16 protein-coding genes are annotated in these 21,696 nt (G+C 57.4%); 5 read left to right on the forward strand and 11 right to left on the reverse strand.

Annotated elements, in window-relative coordinates:
* Positions 1-142: 142 nt before the first annotated feature.
* The 3 genes from ACYVHC_RS16755 to ACYVHC_RS16765 all read right to left on the reverse strand — a co-directional run bounded on the left by ACYVHC_RS16755 (position 143) and on the right by ACYVHC_RS16765 (position 3,199).
* Positions 143-1,180: a hypothetical protein gene (locus ACYVHC_RS16755; RefSeq protein ID WP_460614938.1), complete on the reverse strand. Its 1,038-nt coding sequence runs from the start codon at positions 1,178-1,180 to the stop codon at positions 143-145.
* 224 nt (positions 1,181-1,404) lie between these two features.
* Positions 1,405-2,811, reverse strand: a complete 1,407-nt coding sequence (locus tag ACYVHC_RS16760; RefSeq protein WP_460614939.1) for an energy transducer TonB — start codon at positions 2,809-2,811, stop codon at positions 1,405-1,407.
* Positions 2,768-3,199 (reverse strand): BlaI/MecI/CopY family transcriptional regulator, encoded by a 432-nt coding sequence (locus tag ACYVHC_RS16765; protein WP_460614940.1) that lies wholly within the window; start codon positions 3,197-3,199, stop codon positions 2,768-2,770. Before ACYVHC_RS16765 ends, ACYVHC_RS16760 begins: the two co-directional genes overlap by 44 nt.
* Positions 3,200-3,415: 216 nt before the next feature.
* On the opposite strand from ACYVHC_RS16765, the gene ACYVHC_RS16770 reads away from it, so the two are divergent.
* The gene (locus tag ACYVHC_RS16770) at positions 3,416-4,678 is read left to right on the forward strand and encodes an alpha/beta hydrolase family protein (protein WP_460614941.1); all 1,263 of its coding nucleotides are present in this window, start codon (positions 3,416-3,418) and stop codon (positions 4,676-4,678) included.
* 73 nt (positions 4,679-4,751) lie between these two features.
* Here ACYVHC_RS16770 and ACYVHC_RS16775 read toward each other — a convergent pair whose 3' ends face one another.
* The 5 genes from ACYVHC_RS16775 to ACYVHC_RS16795 all read right to left on the reverse strand — a co-directional run bounded on the left by ACYVHC_RS16775 (position 4,752) and on the right by ACYVHC_RS16795 (position 9,755).
* Complete coding sequence (locus ACYVHC_RS16775; RefSeq protein ID WP_460614942.1) at positions 4,752-5,138, reverse strand: hypothetical protein; 387 nt, start codon at positions 5,136-5,138, stop codon at positions 4,752-4,754.
* Positions 5,139-5,148: 10 nt separating this feature from the next.
* Positions 5,149-5,589, reverse strand: coding sequence for an energy transducer TonB (locus ACYVHC_RS16780; RefSeq protein ID WP_460614943.1), 441 nt, complete (start codon positions 5,587-5,589; stop codon positions 5,149-5,151).
* Between the two features lie 28 nt (positions 5,590-5,617).
* Positions 5,618-8,092 carry a penicillin acylase family protein gene (locus ACYVHC_RS16785; protein ID WP_460614944.1) on the reverse strand — a complete coding sequence of 825 codons (2,475 nt, stop codon included), beginning with the start codon at positions 8,090-8,092 and terminating at the stop codon, positions 5,618-5,620.
* 75 nt (positions 8,093-8,167) lie between these two features.
* Positions 8,168-8,767, reverse strand: a complete 600-nt coding sequence (locus ACYVHC_RS16790) for a hypothetical protein (RefSeq protein ID WP_460614945.1) — start codon at positions 8,765-8,767, stop codon at positions 8,168-8,170.
* 169 nt (positions 8,768-8,936) lie between these two features.
* Positions 8,937-9,755 carry a septal ring lytic transglycosylase RlpA family protein gene (locus tag ACYVHC_RS16795; RefSeq protein ID WP_460614946.1) on the reverse strand — a complete coding sequence of 273 codons (819 nt, stop codon included), beginning with the start codon at positions 9,753-9,755 and terminating at the stop codon, positions 8,937-8,939.
* A 380-nt stretch (positions 9,756-10,135) separates the two neighbouring features.
* On the opposite strand from ACYVHC_RS16795, the gene ACYVHC_RS16800 reads away from it, so the two are divergent.
* A complete protein-coding gene (locus ACYVHC_RS16800; protein WP_460614947.1) occupies positions 10,136-11,050 on the forward strand; it encodes a DUF72 domain-containing protein in 915 nt (304 codons plus the stop codon).
* A 182-nt stretch (positions 11,051-11,232) separates the two neighbouring features.
* A complete protein-coding gene (locus ACYVHC_RS16805; RefSeq protein WP_460614948.1) occupies positions 11,233-13,350 on the forward strand; it encodes a matrixin family metalloprotease in 2,118 nt (705 codons plus the stop codon).
* A gap of 122 nt (positions 13,351-13,472) precedes the next feature.
* On the opposite strand, the gene ACYVHC_RS16810 is transcribed toward ACYVHC_RS16805, so the two are convergent.
* Positions 13,473-14,420 carry a 3-oxoacyl-ACP synthase III family protein gene (locus ACYVHC_RS16810; protein WP_460614949.1) on the reverse strand — a complete coding sequence of 316 codons (948 nt, stop codon included), beginning with the start codon at positions 14,418-14,420 and terminating at the stop codon, positions 13,473-13,475.
* Positions 14,421-14,627: 207 nt separating this feature from the next.
* Between ACYVHC_RS16810 and ACYVHC_RS16815 the strand changes: the two genes are divergently transcribed.
* Both ACYVHC_RS16815 and ACYVHC_RS16820 read left to right on the forward strand, forming a co-directional pair.
* Complete coding sequence (locus tag ACYVHC_RS16815; protein ID WP_460614950.1) at positions 14,628-15,158, forward strand: hypothetical protein; 531 nt, start codon at positions 14,628-14,630, stop codon at positions 15,156-15,158.
* A 410-nt stretch (positions 15,159-15,568) separates the two neighbouring features.
* On the forward strand, positions 15,569-18,466 hold the full coding sequence (locus tag ACYVHC_RS16820) for a PA14 domain-containing protein (protein ID WP_460614951.1): 2,898 nt from the start codon (positions 15,569-15,571) through the stop codon (positions 18,464-18,466).
* A 105-nt stretch (positions 18,467-18,571) separates the two neighbouring features.
* Here the strand turns inward: ACYVHC_RS16820 and ACYVHC_RS16825 are convergent, their stop codons facing one another.
* Positions 18,572-19,273: a head GIN domain-containing protein gene (locus ACYVHC_RS16825; RefSeq protein ID WP_460614952.1), complete on the reverse strand. Its 702-nt coding sequence runs from the start codon at positions 19,271-19,273 to the stop codon at positions 18,572-18,574.
* 315 nt (positions 19,274-19,588) lie between these two features.
* Positions 19,589-21,646, reverse strand: a complete 2,058-nt coding sequence (locus ACYVHC_RS16830; RefSeq protein WP_460614953.1) for a M13 family metallopeptidase — start codon at positions 21,644-21,646, stop codon at positions 19,589-19,591.
* Between the last annotated feature and the right edge of the window lie 50 nt (positions 21,647-21,696).

The raw sequence follows: 21,696 nt of genomic DNA on the forward strand, positions 1-21,696 counted from the left end.
GACAAGTTACACTGGCCGAATACCAGACGGTATTGCATAAACTCATTGCCAGCCCGGGCTCCGGTGGCGGGAGGCCAGAACAGAAAAAGCCCCACCAATCAGGATTGGTGGGGCTTTTTCTGATAAAACTAGCGCAGACAGCTTACTGATACTGGATGTACAACGGCTTGGGCGTAAGCTGCGTCAGGATTTCAGTGGGGGTCATGATGTGGTGCGGCTTAGGGCGTGCATCGTACTCGTAGAATAGCTTGAAGCCTGTGTACTGCACCGGTTCAGTCTGGATGTAGTCGTGGTACGAGTCCTTTTTCAGGGTAGGCTCGCCGTGGCCGTCCATGTGCATCACAATCTGTACCCGGGGGTCAAGCTTGATGTTTTTGTAGTTGGTAATCATCTTCCGCGTGAAGCGGTGCACCGTCAGAACTTTGGGCGGCAGCTTGTTTTCGCTCACGATACGGGCCAGGAAGTTCACCGTGAAGTTTACGTCCTTAGCATCTAGGGTGCCGATTTTCTGGTTAGGACGCACACCGGGCATCGTGGAAAGCGAAAACTCTGGGTCAATGCCCAGGTGCACAATGGGGTCTTTCAGGTACTGCTCCAGCTTGGGCAGTTCGGCCTCCAAAGTGCTGTGCCCTGGCTGCACATCCAGAAACAAAATGCAGTTGTGCTCCTTAGCCCAGCTCAACACTTCCTCGATGGTAGCTTTGGAGTTCATCAGGCGCCACTTTCCGTCTTTGCCAGGCGTGCCCTGGGCCGTGATGGTTACGTTGTGCAGCGCAGCCTGCACCGGAATGGAAGGGTCGGCATCCTGCCACTCTTTCAGCACGCCCTTAAACTTGCGGAACATTTGCTCCTTTGGCTCGCGGCCCAGAATGCCCATGCCCTTGGAGCGGATATTACCATAAAAGGCAATAATGCGGTGGCCAGGCAGAATAGCGCCGGGCAGTTGGCCATCTTTCTTGGCAATAGAGTCGGCCTTAAGCGAGTCGCGGCGCATGGCCTGCTTCTGCAGGGCCAGCGTATCAACTACTACTGGCTTGGCGGTGTCGGCGAGGGTAGCCGGGGTTTCCGTGTCGGTGGCGGAGCGTGAACCGCAGCCGGGCAGGGTAGTGAGGGTAAAAGCAAGGCCCAAAGAAGCCAGCGCAGGGGCCGCCAAGCGGGTGAAAGTCCGGAAATAAGTCACTGAAAGAAAACGAATTGAAAGCGAATGGTGCCTCTAAGGTAGCGGGTTTCCGAACGAAAAGTGGAATAGCTGGTTCTGGTTACTGGAAGAAAATCGGTGTTTTAACCTGTTTTTAATCTAATAGAACATAAGCACCACACCGCCGCTCAGGCAATGCTGAGGGGCGGTGTGGTGGTCAGGATGATTCGGAAGTTGGGCTCGACCAGCTCCTATGCTAGAAGGAATTATTGAAGAGAAAATGTAATAGGCACCGTATAGAAAACGGGAACGGGCTGGCCATTTTTTCTGCCAGGCTTCCATTTGCCCGGTAGGTTGCGTACAGCGGTGAGGGCAGCTTCATGCAGGGATTGGGCATCGGGCGTGATAATATTCGTGAGCCGTTGTCCGGTGCGGTCCGGGTAGGTAATCTGCACTTTGTAGTCGATACCCTTTTGGAGTTGTACCGCTTGCATGCTGCCATCTTCAGCTACAATAAACTTTACAAATACGCGGCCCTCAAGGCCAGCTGCTTTGGCAGCGGCCGGATACGTTACCTGCTTGGCGATATCCCGCAGGAGCTGTTCCTGGCCGCCGGCATACTCAGGCATTTGCTCGACATACGTATACACCAGCTGGGGTGGGGGAGGAGGAGCTATCTGATCATTGGTAGTAATGAGAGTGGGTGGCGGCGGGGGCGGGGGCGAAAGCTCGGCAGACTTCTCGCAGGCCAGTAGCCCGAGTAGTACCACGCTGAGCGGCAGCGCCAGCCACTGCTTCCAGCGGCGAACAGGAGATTGGGAGGTAAGCATACGAATACGGGTAAGGGTAAGAGAATTAGTAAAGGAATGCGTAAGCGGTAACTCAGGATGAAGCTGGCGCAGCGCCAGGCGGGCCAGTAGCGCCGCATAAGATTCGGCCGGCTTTTCCGGTGCGCTAACCGTAGGGCGCAGCGCAGCGGCATCGGCCAGAAACTCATGCGTTAGTTCCAGCGCCCTTGGGAAGAAGTGCACAACAGGGCAGGCCCAAAGCAGTGCCCGTGCTACCTCCAGTAGCAGACGCGCCCGGGTGTGGCCCTGGCGCACGTGCGCCACCTCATGGGCCAGTACTGCCTCCGCCTCTGGGGGCGTGAGGTGGCTGGTTTCGTCCCAGAAAACCCACCGGCCAAAGGAGCTGACCGGGCGCCGGCCTCCGGTGAATACCAAGGTGTACCCCGTGCGGCTTTCGCGGGGCCAGGAGCGGGTAGTAAGCCAGAGCTGCAGTACCTGCGCCCCCAGCCGAGCCAGTAGCGCCAGCATTACTACCCCATACACCAGTGGCAACCCCCCGGCTATAGCCAGCCCGCCCACAGGTACTGTGCCGTTGGCTGTAACCTGTACTTCCGGCAGCAGAGCACTCAGGAAGGCCCCCTTGCCCGATATACTTCCTAACGGCAGTATCACTGCCTGAAGCCAGGGGATGGTTAGGGTTAGCAACGGAGGTAATACCAGCGCCAACCAAGGTGCCAGCAGCAGAAAGCGCCGGTTATACTGAAAGCACCGCTCCTGCCGCAGTACCAGAAGGTAAAACAGCCAGCCAGCACCCAGCAGCAGGGTACTCTGAATCAACCAGCTACACAGGGCGGGAAGGGTCGTCGGAAGTAGGGAGGTCAGCATCAGTGGGTGGGGTAGGAGGTGATGACTGGGCGTGCCGGAGGAGCTCGTCGAGCTGTGTCGTGTTCAAGTTTTCTTCCTTGGCGAAGAAGGAAACTAACCGGCTAAACGAGCCGCCGAAATAGCCGCCCAGCAGCTTCCGCAGCGAAAAGCTCCGGTACTCATCCTGGCCAACGAGCGCGAAGTAGCGGTGGGTGCGGCCAAACGCCTCGTGGTCGACGAAGCCTTTTTGCTCCAGGATGCGGATGATGGTGGACACTGTGGTATAGGCCGGGGTTGGGGCCGGCAGCTCGGGCACCACGTCCTTCACGAAGGAAGGGCCGCGCTGCCAAAGCACCTGCATTACTTGCTCCTCAGCGCGGGTGAGTTCGGGAAATGATGAATCAGACATAGAAGTAGGGGTGATGAAGATAAATGTATAACTAATAAATTAGTTATTCAACTAATTCCTTAGATAAAATGATAAAATATTCTGACTGTAGCCAGGTTGAGGTGCCGGCGGTTACTAGGGTGATGCATAGCCTGAACCTACTAGGCGGCCCGAACCAGCAGCCGAGCGACTTGGGTGCGGAACGCGACCTATCGTTTCCGGTGTTAGGCCCGTCACATGGTTACGTCCTTCATTCTGTCTTCTGTGCAACTACCTGATCTGCGTCGGTCCTCTGCCCGCATACCTGCCACTTGGCTGCTGAGCCTGCTCGTGTTGCTTACGGCCGCGCCGGGCTGCAAAAGCAACTCGCCGGAGCCAGCTGCCCCTATTACTGCTACCCCACCCGTAGCGCCCGAACCCAAAGCGGTGCTGGTGGGCAGTACCCTAATCGGCGAATACAGCACAACTGCCTTGGCCGGCAGGGTAAACGAGATTCCGCTGGTGGGTGCCCTGGCTCGCTACCCCATTAAGGTGTACCGGCTCACCTATGCCACCACCAACACCGATGGAAAGGCCGTTACGGCTTCCGGTGCGGTGCTGGTTCCGGTAACTCCTCAGGCCCTGCCAGTTATCAGCTACCAGCACGGCACCCTGCGGCCCGAAGATGAAAACCGGGCGCCTTCGTACTACAACTCCGGGAGCGAGCTATGGTCGGTAGTATCGGTGCTGGCAGCTACGGGCTACGTGGTTTCGGCCCCCGACTACATTGGCTACGGCGCCTCTAAGGCCTTGCCACACCCCTATGAGCACGGCCCTTCGCTTGCCACGGCCTCAGCGGATATGCTGCGGGCAACCCGTGAATTCTTGAAAAAGGAAAACGTGGCCGTAAACCAGAAAAACTTCCTGTTGGGCTATTCTGAAGGCGGCTATGCTACCATGGCGCTGCACAAGCTGCTGGAAGAAAAATACGCCACCGAGTTACCCGTAACGGCAAGTGCACCCGGGGCCGGTGCCTACCACAAAACGGCTTTTGCGCAGTATATCATGAAGTCGGAGCAGTCGTTGAATTTCCTGAGCACTTACGTGTGGGTCCTGACGACATACAACAGCGTGTATGGATTAAACCGGCCGCTGTCGGCGTACTTTAAGGAGCCGTATGCGGCGCAGCTGCAAGCCAATCCGTTTGGAGCGGTGCCTAGTCGGCCCCAACAGCTTTTTGCTGAGCCGTTCCGCCAGGCCGTGCTTACTAGCTCCGACGCAGCCTTGAGCGCCACCTTCCGCAGCAACGACCTGCATGACTGGAAGCCCGTAGCGCCACTAGCCCTCTTCCATGGCACCGCCGATGATTACGTGCCATTCTTCAACTCTGAAGATGCCTACAACGCCATGCGGGCCCGCGGCGCCACCCAAGTGCAGCTGCGCCCCATTCAGGGCGGTAACCACTTTACCTCGGTAGCCAACTACACGCTCCAGGCGTTTGCGTTTATCTCACAGTATTAGTCGGAGTGAGGCAACCACAGAAAAGGCCGCGCATCCTTTGGATGCGCGGCCTTTTCTGTGGTTGCTTACTAGGTTAGATTTTCGATGAAACCGGGGTAGGCGCCGTGGCAGGGGCTAGTGCTTGGCGGGCCCAGTAGCCAGTAAGAGCCGCCAGCCCACCTACCAGCCCAGCTATCAGCCCGCTCAGTAACGCCAACGTCCAGGCATTGCCGCCTAGGGGGAAGAGAGAGGCCAACCGGCTGGCCAGCCGCTCAGCACCGTGGGTGGTAAACCAAAAGGCTGGCAGCCACCAGCTCAGCCCCGTGCCCAACAGTCCGACCAGAAATGCCAGCCAAGCCGAGCTGCCTCGCCACGCGGCCAGCAGCAGGCAAACAGGCACCAAGCTCCACCACGGCAGAAACAGTTGGGCTACCGAAGTCAAGGCGGCAATCAGGAAAAGCAGAAGCCAGAAACGAGCCATACGTGGGCAATTAGGGCTTTTTGAAAATGATAGGAATAGTTTGGATGACGGCTACGGCGCGGCCATTCTGCCGGCCCGGGCTGAAGCGGGGCAGGCTTTCCATCACCCGAATGGCTTCTTCATCGTAACCAGCCCCTAGGCCCTTTATCACCTCAATCTGGGTGAGGCTGCCATCGGGGAGCACTATGTACTGCACAAACGCGCGGCCCTCCAAGCCCCGTTGCGGAGCCATGGCGGGGTAGCGCAGGTTCTGTTGGATGGTTGCCAGCAGGGCCTCCTTGCCACCTGGGAAAGCGGGCATTTGCTCCACATAGGTATAGGCCTGCACGCGGCTGGCCGCAGGTGGGCCCGGAACGGTGGGCATCGGGACGGGGGTAGGATTTTGGGCTACTGCGGAATAGGTGCCTAGTACTAAGGAGGCCGCCAGAACAGCGCGGGATAAGTACATCATAGAACAGATAAATAGAAAAGAAAATCAGTTACTGAGCCGCCTCCAGCCGCCAGGCGGCTTGCAGGCGCGGGTGGTTTTCGTCGGCGGCCCGCAGAAATACTAGCTCATCGAGCTTGCCCAACCGCCAGCTTTCAATCATGTCATCATAATACGCCGAGGCCGGATTGCCACTTTGCCCGCCGGGGAATATGCCGTACGCCTTCACCTGTGGGCCCAGCGCTACCACCATGCGCCATGAGGGGCCGTTGCGCGGGCCCGTGGCATTCACGGAGCCGGGCGAGCCGGGGCACTCAATATCCTGGCGACCAAAACCGGGCAGGTTGGCCAGGTGGTTGATGTCGGTGCTTTTCTGGTTGGCCCACGCCCATTCTGGGCCCAGCGGCCCAAACTTGCGGGTCAAGGAATCGACGGCGAAGTGCAAGGAAGCTCTCAGCAGGTCCTGGATGTTTTCGCGCTTCGGCGTACTGCGGTTATCCACCCACGGAGACGTTCCTGCTTCCTGAAGCAGCAGTTGATTGGTGCGGGCGCGGCTGGGGTAGCGCATTTCTAGCCCCGTGCCTGCCCCAAACTCATCTTCCCACAGGCGCTTCACCAAGTCATTGTACCATAGCTCGAACACGGTAGCGCCAACGGCATCGGCGCTGTACTGGTAGTTCCAGAGCCGGAGTTTGTCTAGTACTTTGCCTTCCGGAGTACTAGGGGCAAGAGGTGGATATGCGCGGTCTGTAAGCTTGGTGCCAGCCGCAGTGGTCAGCATCCAGGGCAGCATCTGGCGAGCATTCACGCCTAGGTTGTCATTCTGCAGCAACCGCAGGCTGTCGGGGGTTGCGCCCTGCATACGGCCTAGGCGCTCATTGATGCGGTGGCCGCGGTCAGAAGGGGCGTAGTCCCAGCCCAGGTAGTAGGGGTAGTCGAGGCCAGCGGAGGGCTGGTTAGCCGACGACACGAAGCCGCGGGCCGGGTCTTTCACGTGCGGGTTCTGCTCCATCGGAATCCAGCCCTGCCAGTCGTGGCGCGCGTCGGTGCCATCCAGAATAAACTTGCCTTGGTCGGGCCACTTCAGCGGAAAGCGGCCGTTGGGCTGAATGGCAATTTCATTCTGGTTATCGGCGAAGATAAAGTTTTGGGCCGGTGAGCCGTACGTGCGCAGAGCGCGGCGGTAGTCGCTGTGAGAGCGGGCGTGGTTGAGGCGGTAGAAGGCCAGCACCTCGTTGGCGCCATCGTGGGCCGTCCAGCGCATGGCGTGCCGCACGGGTGTCTGCTTGTTAAAAACCTTCTCGTTCTGGTCGTACACGATCGGGCCGTGGTGGGTATAGAGTACCGTGTCGAGCCGGTCGGGGAGGCCGCGCACCGCAATGCGCTCCACCACCCGGCGCACGGGCTTCCAGCGGCCATCGTGCCAATAGGCCTGCTTGGTTGAGTCGCGGAACTTGAGTTGATACCAGTCGAGTACGTCGCCGCCCACGTTGGTAACGCCCCAAGCCGCGTTTTCAGTAAAGCCAATAATGACAGCCGGCGCCCCCGGAATGGTTACGCCGTACACGTTCTGGCCCGGAGCGTGCAACTGAATCTGGTACCAGATGCTGGGCAGGTTAAGCTGCAAATGCGGGTCGTTGGCCAGCAGTGGCAGTCCGGAGGCTGAGCGGCTGCCTGCTACGGCAAAATTGTTGGAGCCCAGCTCGGCATCCGGCTCCCGCGCCGGCACTTTGCCCGACATGGTCGCGGCAAAGGAGGGAGGGGTAGGAGGCACCGGCACCGGCGTGAAGTTGCGCGGCGTGCCCGGCGGCACAATGGCGTACTCGCGGTTGGGGTAATCCGGGAACAGGTCCTGCACCACGTTGGGCCCGTACTTGGCCAAGATGTTGCTCATGCGCAGGTCATCGGAGCGGCCGCTCAGGTCCCAGGCCATCAGCTTCAGCAGCAGGGCGCACTTAAGCGGTTGCCAGGGTTCCGGGGCGTAGTCGAGGAACTTGTATTCGAAGGGGTAGTCTTTCGGCGAAAGGCTGCTGATGTAGGCATTCACGCCCGCCGAGTACGACTCCAGAATCAGCTTGGTGGTATCGTTGCGCAGCATTTCGCGCAGGGAGTTTTCGGCGCCGTATGCTAGGCCCATGCGGCGCTGAAACCGGTCGTACTCTAGCGCTTTTGGTCCCACTACTTCCGAAATCCGGCCGGCCGCTACCCGGGTCATGAACTCCATCTGCCAGAGCCGGTCGCGGGCCGTGAGGTAGCCCTGGGTGTAGTAGAGGTCGTGCTCGTCTTCGGCAAAAACGTGCGGCACGCGCCGGTCATCGAAGCGCACGCGTACGGGCTGGTGCAGACCGGGCAGCGCTAGGGTCTGCTGCTCGGGAAAGTCATCGGGCGTTTCGCCATTTCGCCAAAAGCCCTGGTAGGGGCTCAATAGCCGCGCTACAGGCGGTACATCGCCTTGTTTGGTGTTCAGTACCCACGTGAGGGTAAGGGTGATAAGTAAAGCGAAGGCAGCCTTAAGAATACGAAGCATACAGAACCAGCGAGCAGGAGCCCGGAAGGTAGTAAATGCTTCGTATTCTATTGTTAGCTAGTGAGGCCTACCCCCTTACTCTGCCGGAACCGAAGCAGCGCCGCCTTGCGGCAGGTACACCCGGAAGCCCAGGTTGATGTCAAGGTAGCCCTTGCCAAATACGGTTGAGTTGCCTGTGTTGGTAGCATATTTTGCCAATGCCTCCAGACCCACATTCGGCGTGATAAAATAGCTGTATCCTACCCCCAGGCTGGCCAGCAGGCTAACATCGTTGCCTTTGAAAGTGATGCCATCCCTCTCAGTCCGATAGCTATCCAGTACTCCTCCTGCGCTTAACTCACCAAATACCCGGTGTTTACTGCTGGAAGGAAGGTAGTAACGGAGCCACGGCAAAAGACCCAATTCCAGACCTCGGCTGGTGCCGAAATTATACGGCGACTTCATGGAGGAGTAACGAACAGGTACGGCAATGCCCAGCGCTACATTATCGGCCACAAACGTACCAATGGAAGGAGCAAGCTGTGCGCTAATCTGACGGTAGCCGTTATTTTTTTGGTAGCTAATGTTTCCAGCGCTCAGACCTAGCACCGTGGTGCCCTTTGTGGTTTGACCCAGAGCCGTGCTGGCAGTACATACAGTGAAGCCGAGTGCCAGAAGGCAATACGTTTTTAACATGTAGAAAAGAATAAATGAATTGTTGAGTCAAAGATGATCAACGAACTCCAATAGATGCCATTTATGCATAGAATAGAATAAATATTCAATAAAGAGTTATACCCTGCTTGAAACAAAAAAGGCCGTTCCCGGAACGGGAACGGCCTTTTTGTAAGGTAAAAGGAATCTGCTACAGGTTTTCGCCCTGCCGAACCAAGCCGGCAATACCTAACCGGGCTAGGCGTTGGCGAACTACATCGGCTTCGGCGGGCGTGGCAAAGCGCCCTACTACCACACGGTTCAGGGCTTTACCTTCGGGCGAAGCGGTAGCAATGCTAGTCACGAGCAGCTTGGGCTCTGAGCTCTGAATCTTATCCATCAGGGCCTGAGCGTTGCGTACGTCGCCGAAAGTACCGGCCTGAATAACATAAGTTGCCGAAGGCTCAGCCGTGAGGGCTACATCGGCTGCCTCGGTAGAGCCAGAGCGTATATCGGTGTGGAGTTCAACCTCAACTGTTGAGTCTTCAGCCAGCACGGCTAGGTTCTCGGGAGCATCCGTAGGGCCAAGGGGCGTTTCGGGGCTCACCACTTCGGCTACCACCGACACGGCGCCATGCGTAACGATGCCCAAAGGGCGGGCCGCAACTTCCGAGAGGTCGAGGATGCGCTGATGACGGAACGGCCCGCGGTCAGAAACCCGCACTACCACCGACTTACCGGTTTCAGGATTGGAAACCCGCAGGCGAGTGCCGAAGGGCAGGGTCTTGTGGGCGCAGGTGTACTTGTTCCGGTCGAATCGTTCGCCGCTGCTGGTGCGCAATCCTTGGTGTTCGCGGCCGTACCAAGAGGCGCGGCCACGTAATACGGTTGCCTTTTTAGCGGCACCGGCTGGGGCTTTTTCATCATCACTTACGCGCAGCGTACGGGCTGAAGCCGAGAAGGCCGTCAGGAGCACAAAGAGCGTGGCCATCATCAAGCCCGAGAAAAGTAGTCGTGTAACAAACTTCATACATTTTCCTGGTTGGTGAGTCAGACAAATCTAGAAGGGCTAGCCAAACCACAACCTTTGCCACGTACGTATGCAGACTTACCACTACTCTATAATTGACCTTTTTTTATAATTATTGTATTTAAATAATCCGGCGTAAGAGCCTAAAATGCCTGATTGTGTTTCGTTAAGACGACTTTTGTACTCTTTTTATACATGTTGTAGGGACATGCAGAAATAAGACAATCGGCGGCTAATAAAATTTTGTCATTTTTGAATTAGAAGCTCGGGCAGGCAGGTTGCAAATGTCCCGGAAATATGCTAAGACCAGTAAGCAGATAGACGGTTCAGGCTCTGGTTGAAGTGTAACGGCGGGAGCTGGTTTTGCCGTACCTTCGGCTATGGATTTTGGCCGCCTTTCCGACCTGCGCTACGTTAATTTTCGGCTTCCTCCGGACCACCCCGAAACTCCCAGTCTGCTGGCGCGCGCGCTGCCAGCGCAGCCCGCACCTCCTACCGTGTATGTGGGCTGCCCCATCTGGACCAATAAGGCTTGGCTAGGGAGCTATTTTCCGCAAGGCATCCGGGAAACTGACTACCTTCATCACTACGCTCGGCAGTTCAATAGCATTGAGCTGAACACCACGCACTACCGCATTCCGGACGCGACTACCGTGCGACGCTGGCGCGAGGCGGTGCCCGCTAGCTTCCGGTTTTGCCCCAAGTTGCCCCAGGTAATCAGCCACGACCGCGCCCTGTACAACGCCGATGACCTTACCATCAGCTTCTGCCGAGCTATTGAGGGGCTGGGCGAAACCCTGGGCCACACGTTTCTGCAACTGCCGCCTACGTTTGGTCCGGAGCACTTGCCCCGCCTGGAGCGCTACCTGCTCGATTTTCCGGCCTTTGTGCCGCTGGCCGTAGAGCTGCGGCATCCGGCTTGGTTTGCTGATCCGGAGTTACTTGCCTCCGTAACGGCCATGCTGGAGGCCCTAGGCAAGCCACTCGTGCTAAGTGATGTGGCCGGCCGCCGCGACGTGCTGCACATGCGCCTGACTACGCCCGTTGCCTTCCTGCGCCTGAACGGCCACAGCCTTATCGACTCTGACTTCCGGAGGGCTGATGATTGGGCGGCGCGCATTGCGGCGTGGCTGGAAGCAGGGCTGCATACGGCCTATGTGTTCATCCATCAGAAAGATATTATGCACTCGCCTATTTGGGCTGAGCACTTTCTGCGCCGCCTGCACGAGCTTACCGGCATGGCCGTGCAGCCACCGCGCGTAATTCCGCAACCAGTACAGGGGAGCTTGTTTTAATGGTTTGAGCGTAGGGGCAGCCTAGTAAGTTACTAGGCCTTATAGGCTCTCGAACTGTGTGCTGGGTTGCGGCCACAGAAACCGGTGGCCGCAAGCAAGCCAAGTAAAAAATACGGGGCCTCCCAATCTTTCGGTAGCCAAAACCAGTACCTTACTAAAAGCCCACGGACCGTTTCTATTCTATGAAATTTATACCCCGCCTGCTGTCAGCTGTGGCGTTGTGCCTGTTGGCCTCACCTCGTGGTCAGGCGCAATCTAGTGACCCTGCCAGCCCGCTACTGGCTGCTGCTCCGGAAACCCACTGCCTGTTGCTGCCCATTGACCCCGCCGTGCGCGCAGCCCGCGCCGCACTCATTGTAGAGGCTGAGGTAGTTACCGCCCAGAGTTTTAGAGCGCCAAGTGGGCGAATTTTTACCCGCCATCAGCTGCGGGTGTTTAAGCAACTCAAAGGCCTAGCGCCCGCCACGCTAACTGTGCTAACGGAAGGCGGCACCGTAGGCCTGGAACGCCAGCAGCTAACTAATACGCTTTCCCTTTCACTGGGGCAGCAAGGTGTCTTCTTTCTCGAGAAAGCGGCTTTCAAAGGCTTGAGCAGCACTTCTGACTGGGCCGTGTATGCCAGCCAGCAAGGCTTTGTGCAGTATGACCTGAGCACGGCCACGGCTACCGATCCTTTTCGGCGCTATGAGCAATTGAATGCGGCTTTCTACCAGAAAGTAGCAGCGGCCGCTCCGCGGGAAATTGCCCCCAACCAAGCATTGCAGCAGGCCTTGGCCCGCCAGGCGGCACCTGTAGCGGCTCGCGGGTTGGCACCCGTAATTACGGGCTTGTCGCCGTTGAGCCTGCCGGCCGGAACGGGTGCAGTGCTTACTATCTCGGGCACCGGCTTTGGCGCTACCCGCGGCACGGGCTACGTGGAGTTTCGGAATGCCGATGACGGCGGTGCCAGCTATACCAAGGCCAACGAAGATGATTACGTTAGCTGGAGCGCTACCCGCATTCAGGTGCGCGTACCTTCGCATAGTGCCACCGGCAACCCAGCCGGCACTGGGCCCGTGCGCGTATCTACCTCCGAGCAGGTGCAGGGCATAAGCCCGCTGCCCATCACGGTAATTTATGCGGCTGCCAACGTAGAGGATACCAACACCAAGCAGCGCGGCGTGCCGGGGCACCGTAACCAAAACAGCTCGGGCGGTATCACGTTCCGCTTCGATCCAAGCTTTGCTTCCAATGCAGCCGCAACTGCCTCGTGGCAGCGGGCCCTTGCAAGCTGGCGTTGCCAAACGGGCATCAACTGGGAAGTAGGCCCCACCCGCACCCAGAGCGGCGCCGACGAAGATGAGCAGAATGCTGTTGGGTTCGATGGCAGTAGCGAGTTGCCGGCGGGCGTGCTGGGCCGCACTACTAGCTACTACCTGGGCTGCTACCTGCCAAACGGCAACGTATCGTTTTATGTACAGGAGCTGGACATGCAGTTCGACGATGACGTGAATTGGCAGTACGGGCCTGCTAACCCCAGCGTTAATCAGATAGACTTCGAGTCGGTGGCGGTGCACGAGCTAGGCCATGCCCAGCAGCTTGCCCACTTGATTTTGCCCACCGCCGTAATGCACTACGCCATAGCCCGCGGCCAACGAAGCCGGGAGCTAGCGGCCATAAGTGATATAGCGGGCGGCCGCTACGTGCTCCGCACCCGCGGCTTCAACATCCCGATTTGTGGTGAGCCCGCCATGTTACCTGCCCCGTTAATAAGCCAGAACGCCATTTTTGCCGCTGGCTTGGGCGTAACGGTACAATGGGCCACCCGCGACGAGTGCTTTGTAACCGAGTTTGTGGTAGAGCGCGCCCCCGCCGATACAACTAGGGGGTGGCAAACGCTAGGCACCGTGGCCGCCGGAAACGGCACCGGCCAATACCGCTTCCAGGATGCACAAGCGCCCACCGGGTTGCTTTACTACCGTGTGCGAGTGCGCCGGCCCGATAACAGCCTCGATACCAGCCCGCCAGTAGGCGTCACCGACGATGCCACCGCCGTAAATACGCTCCAGATATTCCCGAACCCCGTCACGGGTGAAGGCGGGCCGCTGGGGTTGCAGTACCTGGGAACGGCCAATGGCTCGCTCACGGTGCGCTTTTATGATGCGGTGGGGCGGTACCTGGGCGGTTCCCTGCTCGATTATCAACTGGGCCTTAACCGGTTGGTCGTGACTCCGCCCGACTTGCGCCCTGGTTACTACCTAGTGCGCTGGACCGATTCCAACGGCGCCAAAGGCACTACCCCCTTCATTCGTCTGGACTAGGCCTCTATGTAACGCAAACCGCCCCGCTCGCATTGCCTGATGGCGGACGAGCGGGGCGGTTTGCGTTACATAGAGGCCTAGCAAATGCTGCTACCTCGGCTTGGGGCATAAACCGTTTGGAGTTAGCGCTCCAGCAGCATGGCGCCATACGAGTAACCGCCGCCAAATACCGTCACGATAATTTTGTTGCCGGGTTCCAGTTGGTTCCAGGTTTCGCCTAGGGCAATGGCTGCGCCGGCGCAACCCGTGTTGCCCAGCTGCTCGATGTTGGATATGCCTTTGTCTTCGGAGAGGCCTAGCTGCTGCAACACGTTCTTGGTAATGCGCAAATTGGCCTGGTGCGGTATCAGGTACGTTACGTCGGCCACGGAAAGGCCATTGCGCTCCAGAATCTGCTGAGTTACCCGCGTCATGTAAGTGCAGGCGTGCAGAAATACATCCTTGCCATGCGGCATTACAATGCCTTTTTCCACGGGCTTCAGCGTCACGGCAATGTCGGCTTTGCCTATGTTGCCGGCGCCGCCGGTAAGCACCGAGCGTATATGCAGGTCAGTGGGAGCTAGTCGCTCTTTGGAAATAAGCAGCGCCGAGGCCCCATCGCCCCACAAGTGGCCGGCTATAGTGTCGTGCTCATTATTGTAGGCTGTGTTATGCTCGCTTACCACTACCAGGGCCCGGCTGGCTTTGCCCAAGGCAAAATAGCCTTCCACAATTTCTACCGCATTCAGCAAGGAAGAGCAGGCCGACGAAATGCTGACCACCGGAATATCCGATACGTTCAGCTCGCGCTGCACCGCGTGCGCTACCGTATAAATGGTGTCGTGGGGAGTGTAGGTGCCACCTACAATCAAATCAACTTCAGCGGGCAGGAAGGCTTCCGTCTGGGCCATAACCCGGCGCGTTGCTTCCAGAGCCATGGTATTGGTGTTTTCGCCGGGGCCAGCCTTGCGGCGCGCCTGTATGCCAGTACGCTCCGTAATCCACTCGTGAGAAAGTCCGTTCAGACGGGTGAAGTGTTCGTTATGAATGATTTCGGCGGGCAGATAAGCCGCCACCTGATGAATGTACACGGGCGTGAAAGAGGAATTAGGAGCAAAGCGAAAACGGTGGCAAGGTACACCGTTGGGTGGCAAGTTGACGGCTTTTCCGAACCGGGCCCGTACTTTGCATCCGTACTGTTCGTTGAACGCGTAGCTGCTGCTCAGGTTCAAAGCCGCTCTTAAAAGATTATGATGTTCTCACAGATACTCCGTGCAGGAGGGCTCTCGGTCATCGGAATGCTGACCGCTGCCCTGCTGGCACCCTCCGATGCGCACGCACAAAAATACCGCACTGCTGCTGGCCTGCGCCTCAGCAAAAACAACTACGGGCTCACCATTCAGCAGAAGATCTTCGAGAAAACCACTCTGGAAGGGTTGGCCCTGGTAGGCTCCAGAGAAGTGAGTGCCACGGTGTTAGCTGAGCGTCACTTCGGTATTCTGGGGCCTAGCCTCAACTACTATTTCGGGGCGGGTGGCCATGTAGGCAACAACAAAGACACGGGCGGCTTTGGCGGCCTCGATGCCCTAGCAGGGGTAGAGTACAAAGTAGCGTTTACGCCAATCGTGCTGAGCCTTGATTTTAAGCCAACAGTTGAGTTCAACTCCGACGATTGGGCCCGCTTTCCGACGGCCTTGTCGGTACGCTACATCCTAGTAAAAGAAAAGAACACGGGCCTATTGAATGGCTTGTTTGGGGACGGAAAAGACAAGAAAAAAGAAAAAAGGAAATCGAAGGAAGCACCCCGGCGAGGCCTGTTCGACTGGTAGCGCTCAGCAGCTCTCAATTTGTATAAGCCAACCAGCCCGCAGCCGTCAGAGCATTGCTCTGACGGCTGCGGGCTGGTTGGCTTATATGTCTAAATATCAAATAGTTGGAGTTGATATTGTCCTTAGTTTTGATAATCGGGTGGGGTCTTGAACAGTTGACTTCAACTAGCATCAGAAGTACTATGAGCTCAACTAATTACAAAATTTTGTTCATAGTAATATATATGAATAATTGAAGGTCAGGTTGTTATAATATGTTAACCGGTGGGACTAAAGGAAATAATATTAGAATAGTGAAAGTGATATAATATTATTAATACAATATAAAAACAGAATGTTGCAATTTGTATGTATTATTTTACCTTTAGTACGTAGTGCATAGTGTCTTAATTACAATAAATCTCGACAGCATGAAAAACTGCTCCTCTACAAGTAAATTGGTTTGGTTGGGTTTCGTGTTGTTTGGGATACTTCTGCTTCAGGTTTCGTCGGCTTCAGCGCAGGCGTGTACCGGCAATGACCCTAGTGGGCAGCCTGCTGCTACGGGCCTGTACGCTGAGTACTTCACCGGATATTTTAATGATGACCTGGGGTTTTTCTCCGATAACCGCAACCCCGCTGGTATCACCCGGATTGAATCTCAGGTGAACTTCCCGGATGCGGCCAGTTTCGGCAATCTGCTAGCGGTGTCGTTGGGCTCGGCAACGGACGCCGACAGCTATAGCCTCCGCATGCGGGGCAGCGTGCTGATTCCTACTACCGGCGAATACACCTTCTACCTCACCTCCGACGACGCCGCATATATTTGGTTGGATGGCGAGGCGCTGTTGCTACCGCCTACTCTTAGCACGGCCCTAATTGACAATGGCGGAAACCATACCAGCCAAACCAGAGAAAGAACGATTACGCTCACGGCCGGCCGCCACAATGTACTGGTGCTGTACGGCGACGACTGCTGCGACAATGTGCTGGTGTGGGAGTACTCCGGGCCCGGCATCAGCAGGCAGGTAATTCCATCGGCCGCGTTCTGCACCGCACAGGTATCGGCTCCGCTTACGCCGCGCGCCATTACCTACAGCCCGTTGGAGCGCGCTTTCCCAAGCGGAGGTACCGGCACTTCAGCTGCCCCTACCGTCCAGAATGGAAGTTCAGCCGTTACGGGTTATGCGTTGGCCAATGCCGCCACGCTACCCGCGGGTATCAGCATCAATGCTACTTCTGGCGTGATCAGCGCTACCGCTACCGTACCGCAGGGACAATACAATATTGATGTGGCCGTGACCAATGCTGTGGGCACCAGCACCTTCCGCAACGCGTTCCGCTTTCAGGTAACTACCCCACTCCCTAGCGGCTGTGGCGGCCTGAACCCCGGCGGAGAGCCCACAGCCGCCGGATTATACGCCGAGTATTTCGCTGGCTACTATGCCGATAATCCGGCTTTCTTTACGGGTAAAACCCCCGGTATCATCCGCACCGAAGTGCAGCTAAACTTTTCAGAAGATGATAGTTTTGGCAACCTACTGCCGGTGGCTGAGGGCACCCAAGCCAATCCCGAAAACTTTAGTGTACGCCTACGCGGAAGCATTTACCTGGCGGCTACCGGCACCTATACCTTCTACCTCACGGCCGATGACGCAGCCTACATGTGGCTAGACAACGCCGCCCTTGAGCCCGTACTAAAGCTAAATGAAGCCGTCATCAATAACGGTGGCTTGCACTTGCCCGAAGAGAGAAGTGTTACGCTAAAGCTCAGCGCCGGCCTGCACAACATCGCCTTTCTCTACGGCGATTTGGAGGTAAACAACCAGCTAGTGCTGGAGTATGCCAGCCCCGGCCTGAACATTGCGCGGCAGGTAGTGCCCACCAGTGTTTTCTGTAGCTCTACCCAGCCGTTACAGGCCCTAGCTTCAGCCCTGACGTACGTCCCCAACACCTTGCGCATGCCAGTAGGCCGGGCCGTCAACTCAGGTTTGCCTACTACTACCAGCGCATCGGAAGTGGTACAGTATACCATTGCCAACGCGGCTGCTTTGCCCGCCGGCATTACCATCAACCCTGATAACGGCCGCCTGACTATTGGCACTACCGTGCCGGAAGGAACCTACTCTATTGATGTGGCCGCCCGCAATGGTGGTGGAACTGCCGTGTTTGCCCAGGTATATTCGGTGCAGGTGGTAGCCGTAGCACCGCTGGAATGCCGCGGGCTTGATGCCGGCGGCGGCCGCGCCTCGTCGGGGTTATATGCCGAGTTTTTTCAAGGGTATTTCGATAAGCTCAATTTCTTTAACAATAATCCAGCACCCGTCCAGACCCGGCTTACGCAGGCCCTCAATTACACGAACGATGGTAGCTGGGGAGACCTGACGGGAATTGCCACCAGCACTTCAACGGAAGGAAGCCCCGACGACTTCACGGTGCGTTTCCGAGGCCGCATTTCTATACCGGTTGATGGCACCTACACGTTCTACCTGACTTCAGACGACGCCTCGTATATGTGGCTCGACAATTTTGCAATTGCTAACAATCCTACTGCCGGCAACGCATTTATCGACAATGGCGGTCAGCACTTGCAAGAAACAGTGTCTAAAACCGTAACCCTTACGGCGGGCCTACACGATGTTCTGATAGTGTATGGTGATGACGGCGGGCTGAATGTGCTGCGGCTTGAATACTCGAACACGGCGGCAGGCATTGCACGGCAGGTGGTGCCGGCGGGCCGACTGTGTACCTCCACCTCCAATGCGCCTCTACCAGTTACGCTCACGCGCTTTGGAGCACAGGCCGAGGCGGCTGGGGTAGCCATTCGGTGGGAAACTGCCCAGGAAGTAAACAGTGCCGCCTTTGTGGTTGAGCGCTCCGTGAACGGCCAGGTGTTTGAGCCGGTAGGGGAGGTAGCGGCGGCTGGTAACTCGCAGCGCCAGCAGGTGTACTCCTTCCTTGACCGCACGCCGTTTGCCGGTCTGAGCTACTACCGCCTGCGCCAGGTTGATCTGGATGGCAGTGCGCGCTTCTCGGAAGTAGTATCTGTCCGGAAGGAAGGAGCAGCCAACGCGGGTATGCGCCTAGCCCTTTTCCCCAACCCAACCCCCGATGGCGCCTGCACCATTCGGTTGGAGCAGCCCACGGCCGAGGCTGCGGAACTGCAGGTGCTGGACCTGACGGGCCGCGTGGTTTACGCCCAGAAACTGCCGGCCAGCAGCAGTACCGAGCACACCTTGCGACCCGGCCAGCTGGCCCCGGGCGTGTATATGGTGCGGCTGGCTTCAAGCAAAGGCATCGTAACACAGCGCCTGGAAATACGCCGCTAGCCTCTCGAGGGCCGGCCACTTGCCTAGGGTCCTAAACAACCCAAAGCCCCGACTGCCATGGCAGCCGGGGCTTTGGGTTTACTACAGCTTCGGTAAAAACTGTAGCTATTGCTGATGAACGCGGCCACTGCCTACCACGGAGCTTTTGATTTGGGGGTGGCCGGTTACGTACACATCACCGGAGCCTACAATGCTGGCTTCCAGCCGGTCGGTAGCCTGTACCCGGCAATCACCGGAGCCGCTAATGCTTACGCTGCAGGTTTTGCTTTTCAGATTGCGAGCTTGCACGCCGCCCGAGCCGCTCACGCTAATATCATGCGATGGCGCTGCCCCCGATGCCGCAATGGTACCCGAACCCGAAAGCGACGAACTGATTTTATCGGCCGTTACGCTGGTAAGCTCAATACCGCCCGAGCCACTCACCGCCAGGTCCAAGTTGTTGGCTTTAATGGGGTCCGCTGCCTTGATGGTGCCCGAGCCGCTTACGCCTAGCGCTTTAATGGTGGGCATCGTCACGAACACCGTAACATTGTCTTTGTAGCGGTACGAGTTGAAGTAGCCTTCCTTTTTAGTATTGATGTGCAGCTGGCCGTTGGTGACTTTCGTTTCGAGGTGGGCCAGGTCCTCGGAGTTGCCTACTACTTCCACTTTCTGCGGGCTGCCCTGGCGCAGCACTACCTTCATCGAGCCGCCCAACCCCACAGAAGTGAAAGCGCCTACGGAGCGCGTTTCGCGCGTATCAGCCACCCGAAAGGCCGACAACAGTAGTACGGCCAGCAGCAAGCCGGGTACAAGTAAACGAAGCATTTTCATGATACTGAGCACATTAAAGGTGGATGTCAGCGTATAAGATGGAGCACGCCCGCCAAGGGTTGCCCGTTTGCACAAAACAATTGTTCGGCGTCTATATAATCAGAACTAAATAGTCGGTGCGCAAACTCTTAATACTGTGCGTAAAGCAGTTGCAGGCAACAGCAGACCTAGGGTCCGAGAACTCCTGATGCCTAGTAACTACCCAGGATGCTGCCACTGCCAATCGGCCCCATGTCAACAGTTTCGCGAGAAACCATTGCCATGGGGCCGAGGCTTTAAGAGGCTGAGCTACCTAGTGCACGCTAGGTGTTACCAAATTTTCACGCGGGCCGAATCAGGCAAGTAAAGCTTGTTACCGGGCTTCACCTTGAAGGCCTCGTAAAACTCCGGCACATCGGCGAAGGGGCCGTTGATACGGTACTGCGCCGGCGAGTGCACGTCGGTTAGGATGGCTTGGGCTAGGCGCTCATCGCGCTGGTGCACCTGCCAGCCCAGCGCGTAGCCCAGGAAGTAACGCTGCGTAGGCGTAAGGCCGCCGATTTTCTCGCCCTTCTTGTACTGCTCTGTTTTCTTAAACGCATCAAGGGCAATGACGATGCCGCCTAGGTCGGCTATGTTTTCACCAGCGGTGGCTTTGCCGTTGATGTGCAAGGAGTCGAGCACGGTGTAGCCATTGAACTGACGCACAATGCCATTTACGCGCTGTTGGAACAGTTGGCGGTCTTTCTTGGTCCACCAGTTGCGCAGGTTACCGCGGTCATCAAACTGGCTGCCCTCGTCATCAAAGCCGTGCGTAAGCTCGTGCCCAATGGTGCTGGCGCCCGCGTACCCATAAATGATAGCGTCATCGGCGTTGGCATCAACGAGGCCCGGAATGGCGAATATGGCCGCTGGCAGTACAATTTCGTTGTTGCTGGGGTTGTAGTAGGCGTTGTAGGTTTGGGGCGTCATTTCCCACTCCTGGCGGTTTACAGGCTTACCCAGTTTGCTTAAGTTGTACCGGTAGGCCCACTCGTTGGCGCGCATCACGTTTTGGGCGTAGGAGCTGCGGTCAACCTTCAACGAGGAGTAGTCTTTCCATTTCTCGGGGTAGCCCACCTTGCGCGTGATTTTGCCCAGCTTCACGAGGGCTTTCTGCTTGGTAGAATCGCTCATCCAGTCCAGCTTCTGAATATGCTCGCGGAAAGAGGCTACTACATTTTCAGTTAGCTTCTCATAGCGCTCTTTGGTAGCGGGCGGGAAGTACTCTTTCACGAAAAGCTGACCTAGCACTTCGCCCATGGCGTTTTCCTCGGCATCGAGCACGCGTTTCCAGCGGGGCCGCTGCTGCTTGGCGCCCTGCAGAATAGTGCCGTAGAAGTAGAAGTTCTGCTCATCAAAAGCTGGGCTGAGCGTGCCGGCATAGGCATTCACGAGGTGCCACTGCAAGTAGGCTTTCCAGTCGGCAAGCGGAGCGGTTTGCAGCAGGCGGCCTGCTTCGCGGTAAAATTCCGGCTGGCCTACAATCACGGTATCTACCTTAGCTAGATCAAGCTGCCCTAGCCACGTTTTCCAGTTGAGGCCGGGCGTGAGCTTATCGAGGCCCGCCACGGTCATTTTGTTGTAGTTGGCGTAGGGGTCGCGCAGGGCTTCGAGTTTGCGCGAGGCAGCGGCTAGCTTGGTTTCCAGCTGCACCACGCGGGCCGCGTTGGCCTGGGCTGTGGCCGCATCCTGGCCTAGCAACCCAAACATCTTAGCCAAATGCAGGCTGTATTCTTTGCGGATGTTGCTGGTGCGGGCGTCTTTGTTGAAGTAGTAGTCGCGGTTTGGGAGGCCCAAGCCAGCCTGATACAGCTGCAGGGCCATCTTGTCGCTGTTCTTGGCGTCTTGCCCGATGTAGCTGCCAAAGAGCGCATTCACGCCCAGCGGTTTGAGGCGTGCAATTTCAGCCTGCACATCGGCCACTGACTGCATAGCCGCAATCCGGTCCAGCTCCGGCTTTAGGGGCGCGGCTCCCTGCTTGGCAAGGGCTACAGAGTCCATGCCGGTGGCCCAGAAATCCCCAATTTTCTGCTGCACCGAGCCAGCTGCGGCATTGGCCCGGGCGGCGTCTTCGTTCAGCTTACGCAGCCGGTCATACACTTCATTCTGTACCTCTTTGTCGATGCCCCAGTTGCTTTCAGAAGCCGGAATGGGGTGCTGGCTAAACCACGTGCCGTTGGCGTACCGGTAAAAGTCGTCGCCGGGGTGCACGGTGGTATCGAGGTTGGCCTGAATCAGGTCGGGCTGCGCCGCGCCGGACTTGCCGCCGGAGTTGCAGCTGCCTAGAAAAAGGCCCAGAACAGAGGCTGCCAGCAGCCAGGGTCGCAGAGAAGGGAAGAAGTGCATGAAGGAAGTGGGAAAACAGATAAGCAGGCGAATGTAGCGCGAACCAGGTA

It is taken from the genome of Hymenobacter seoulensis, from assembly GCF_054780535.1.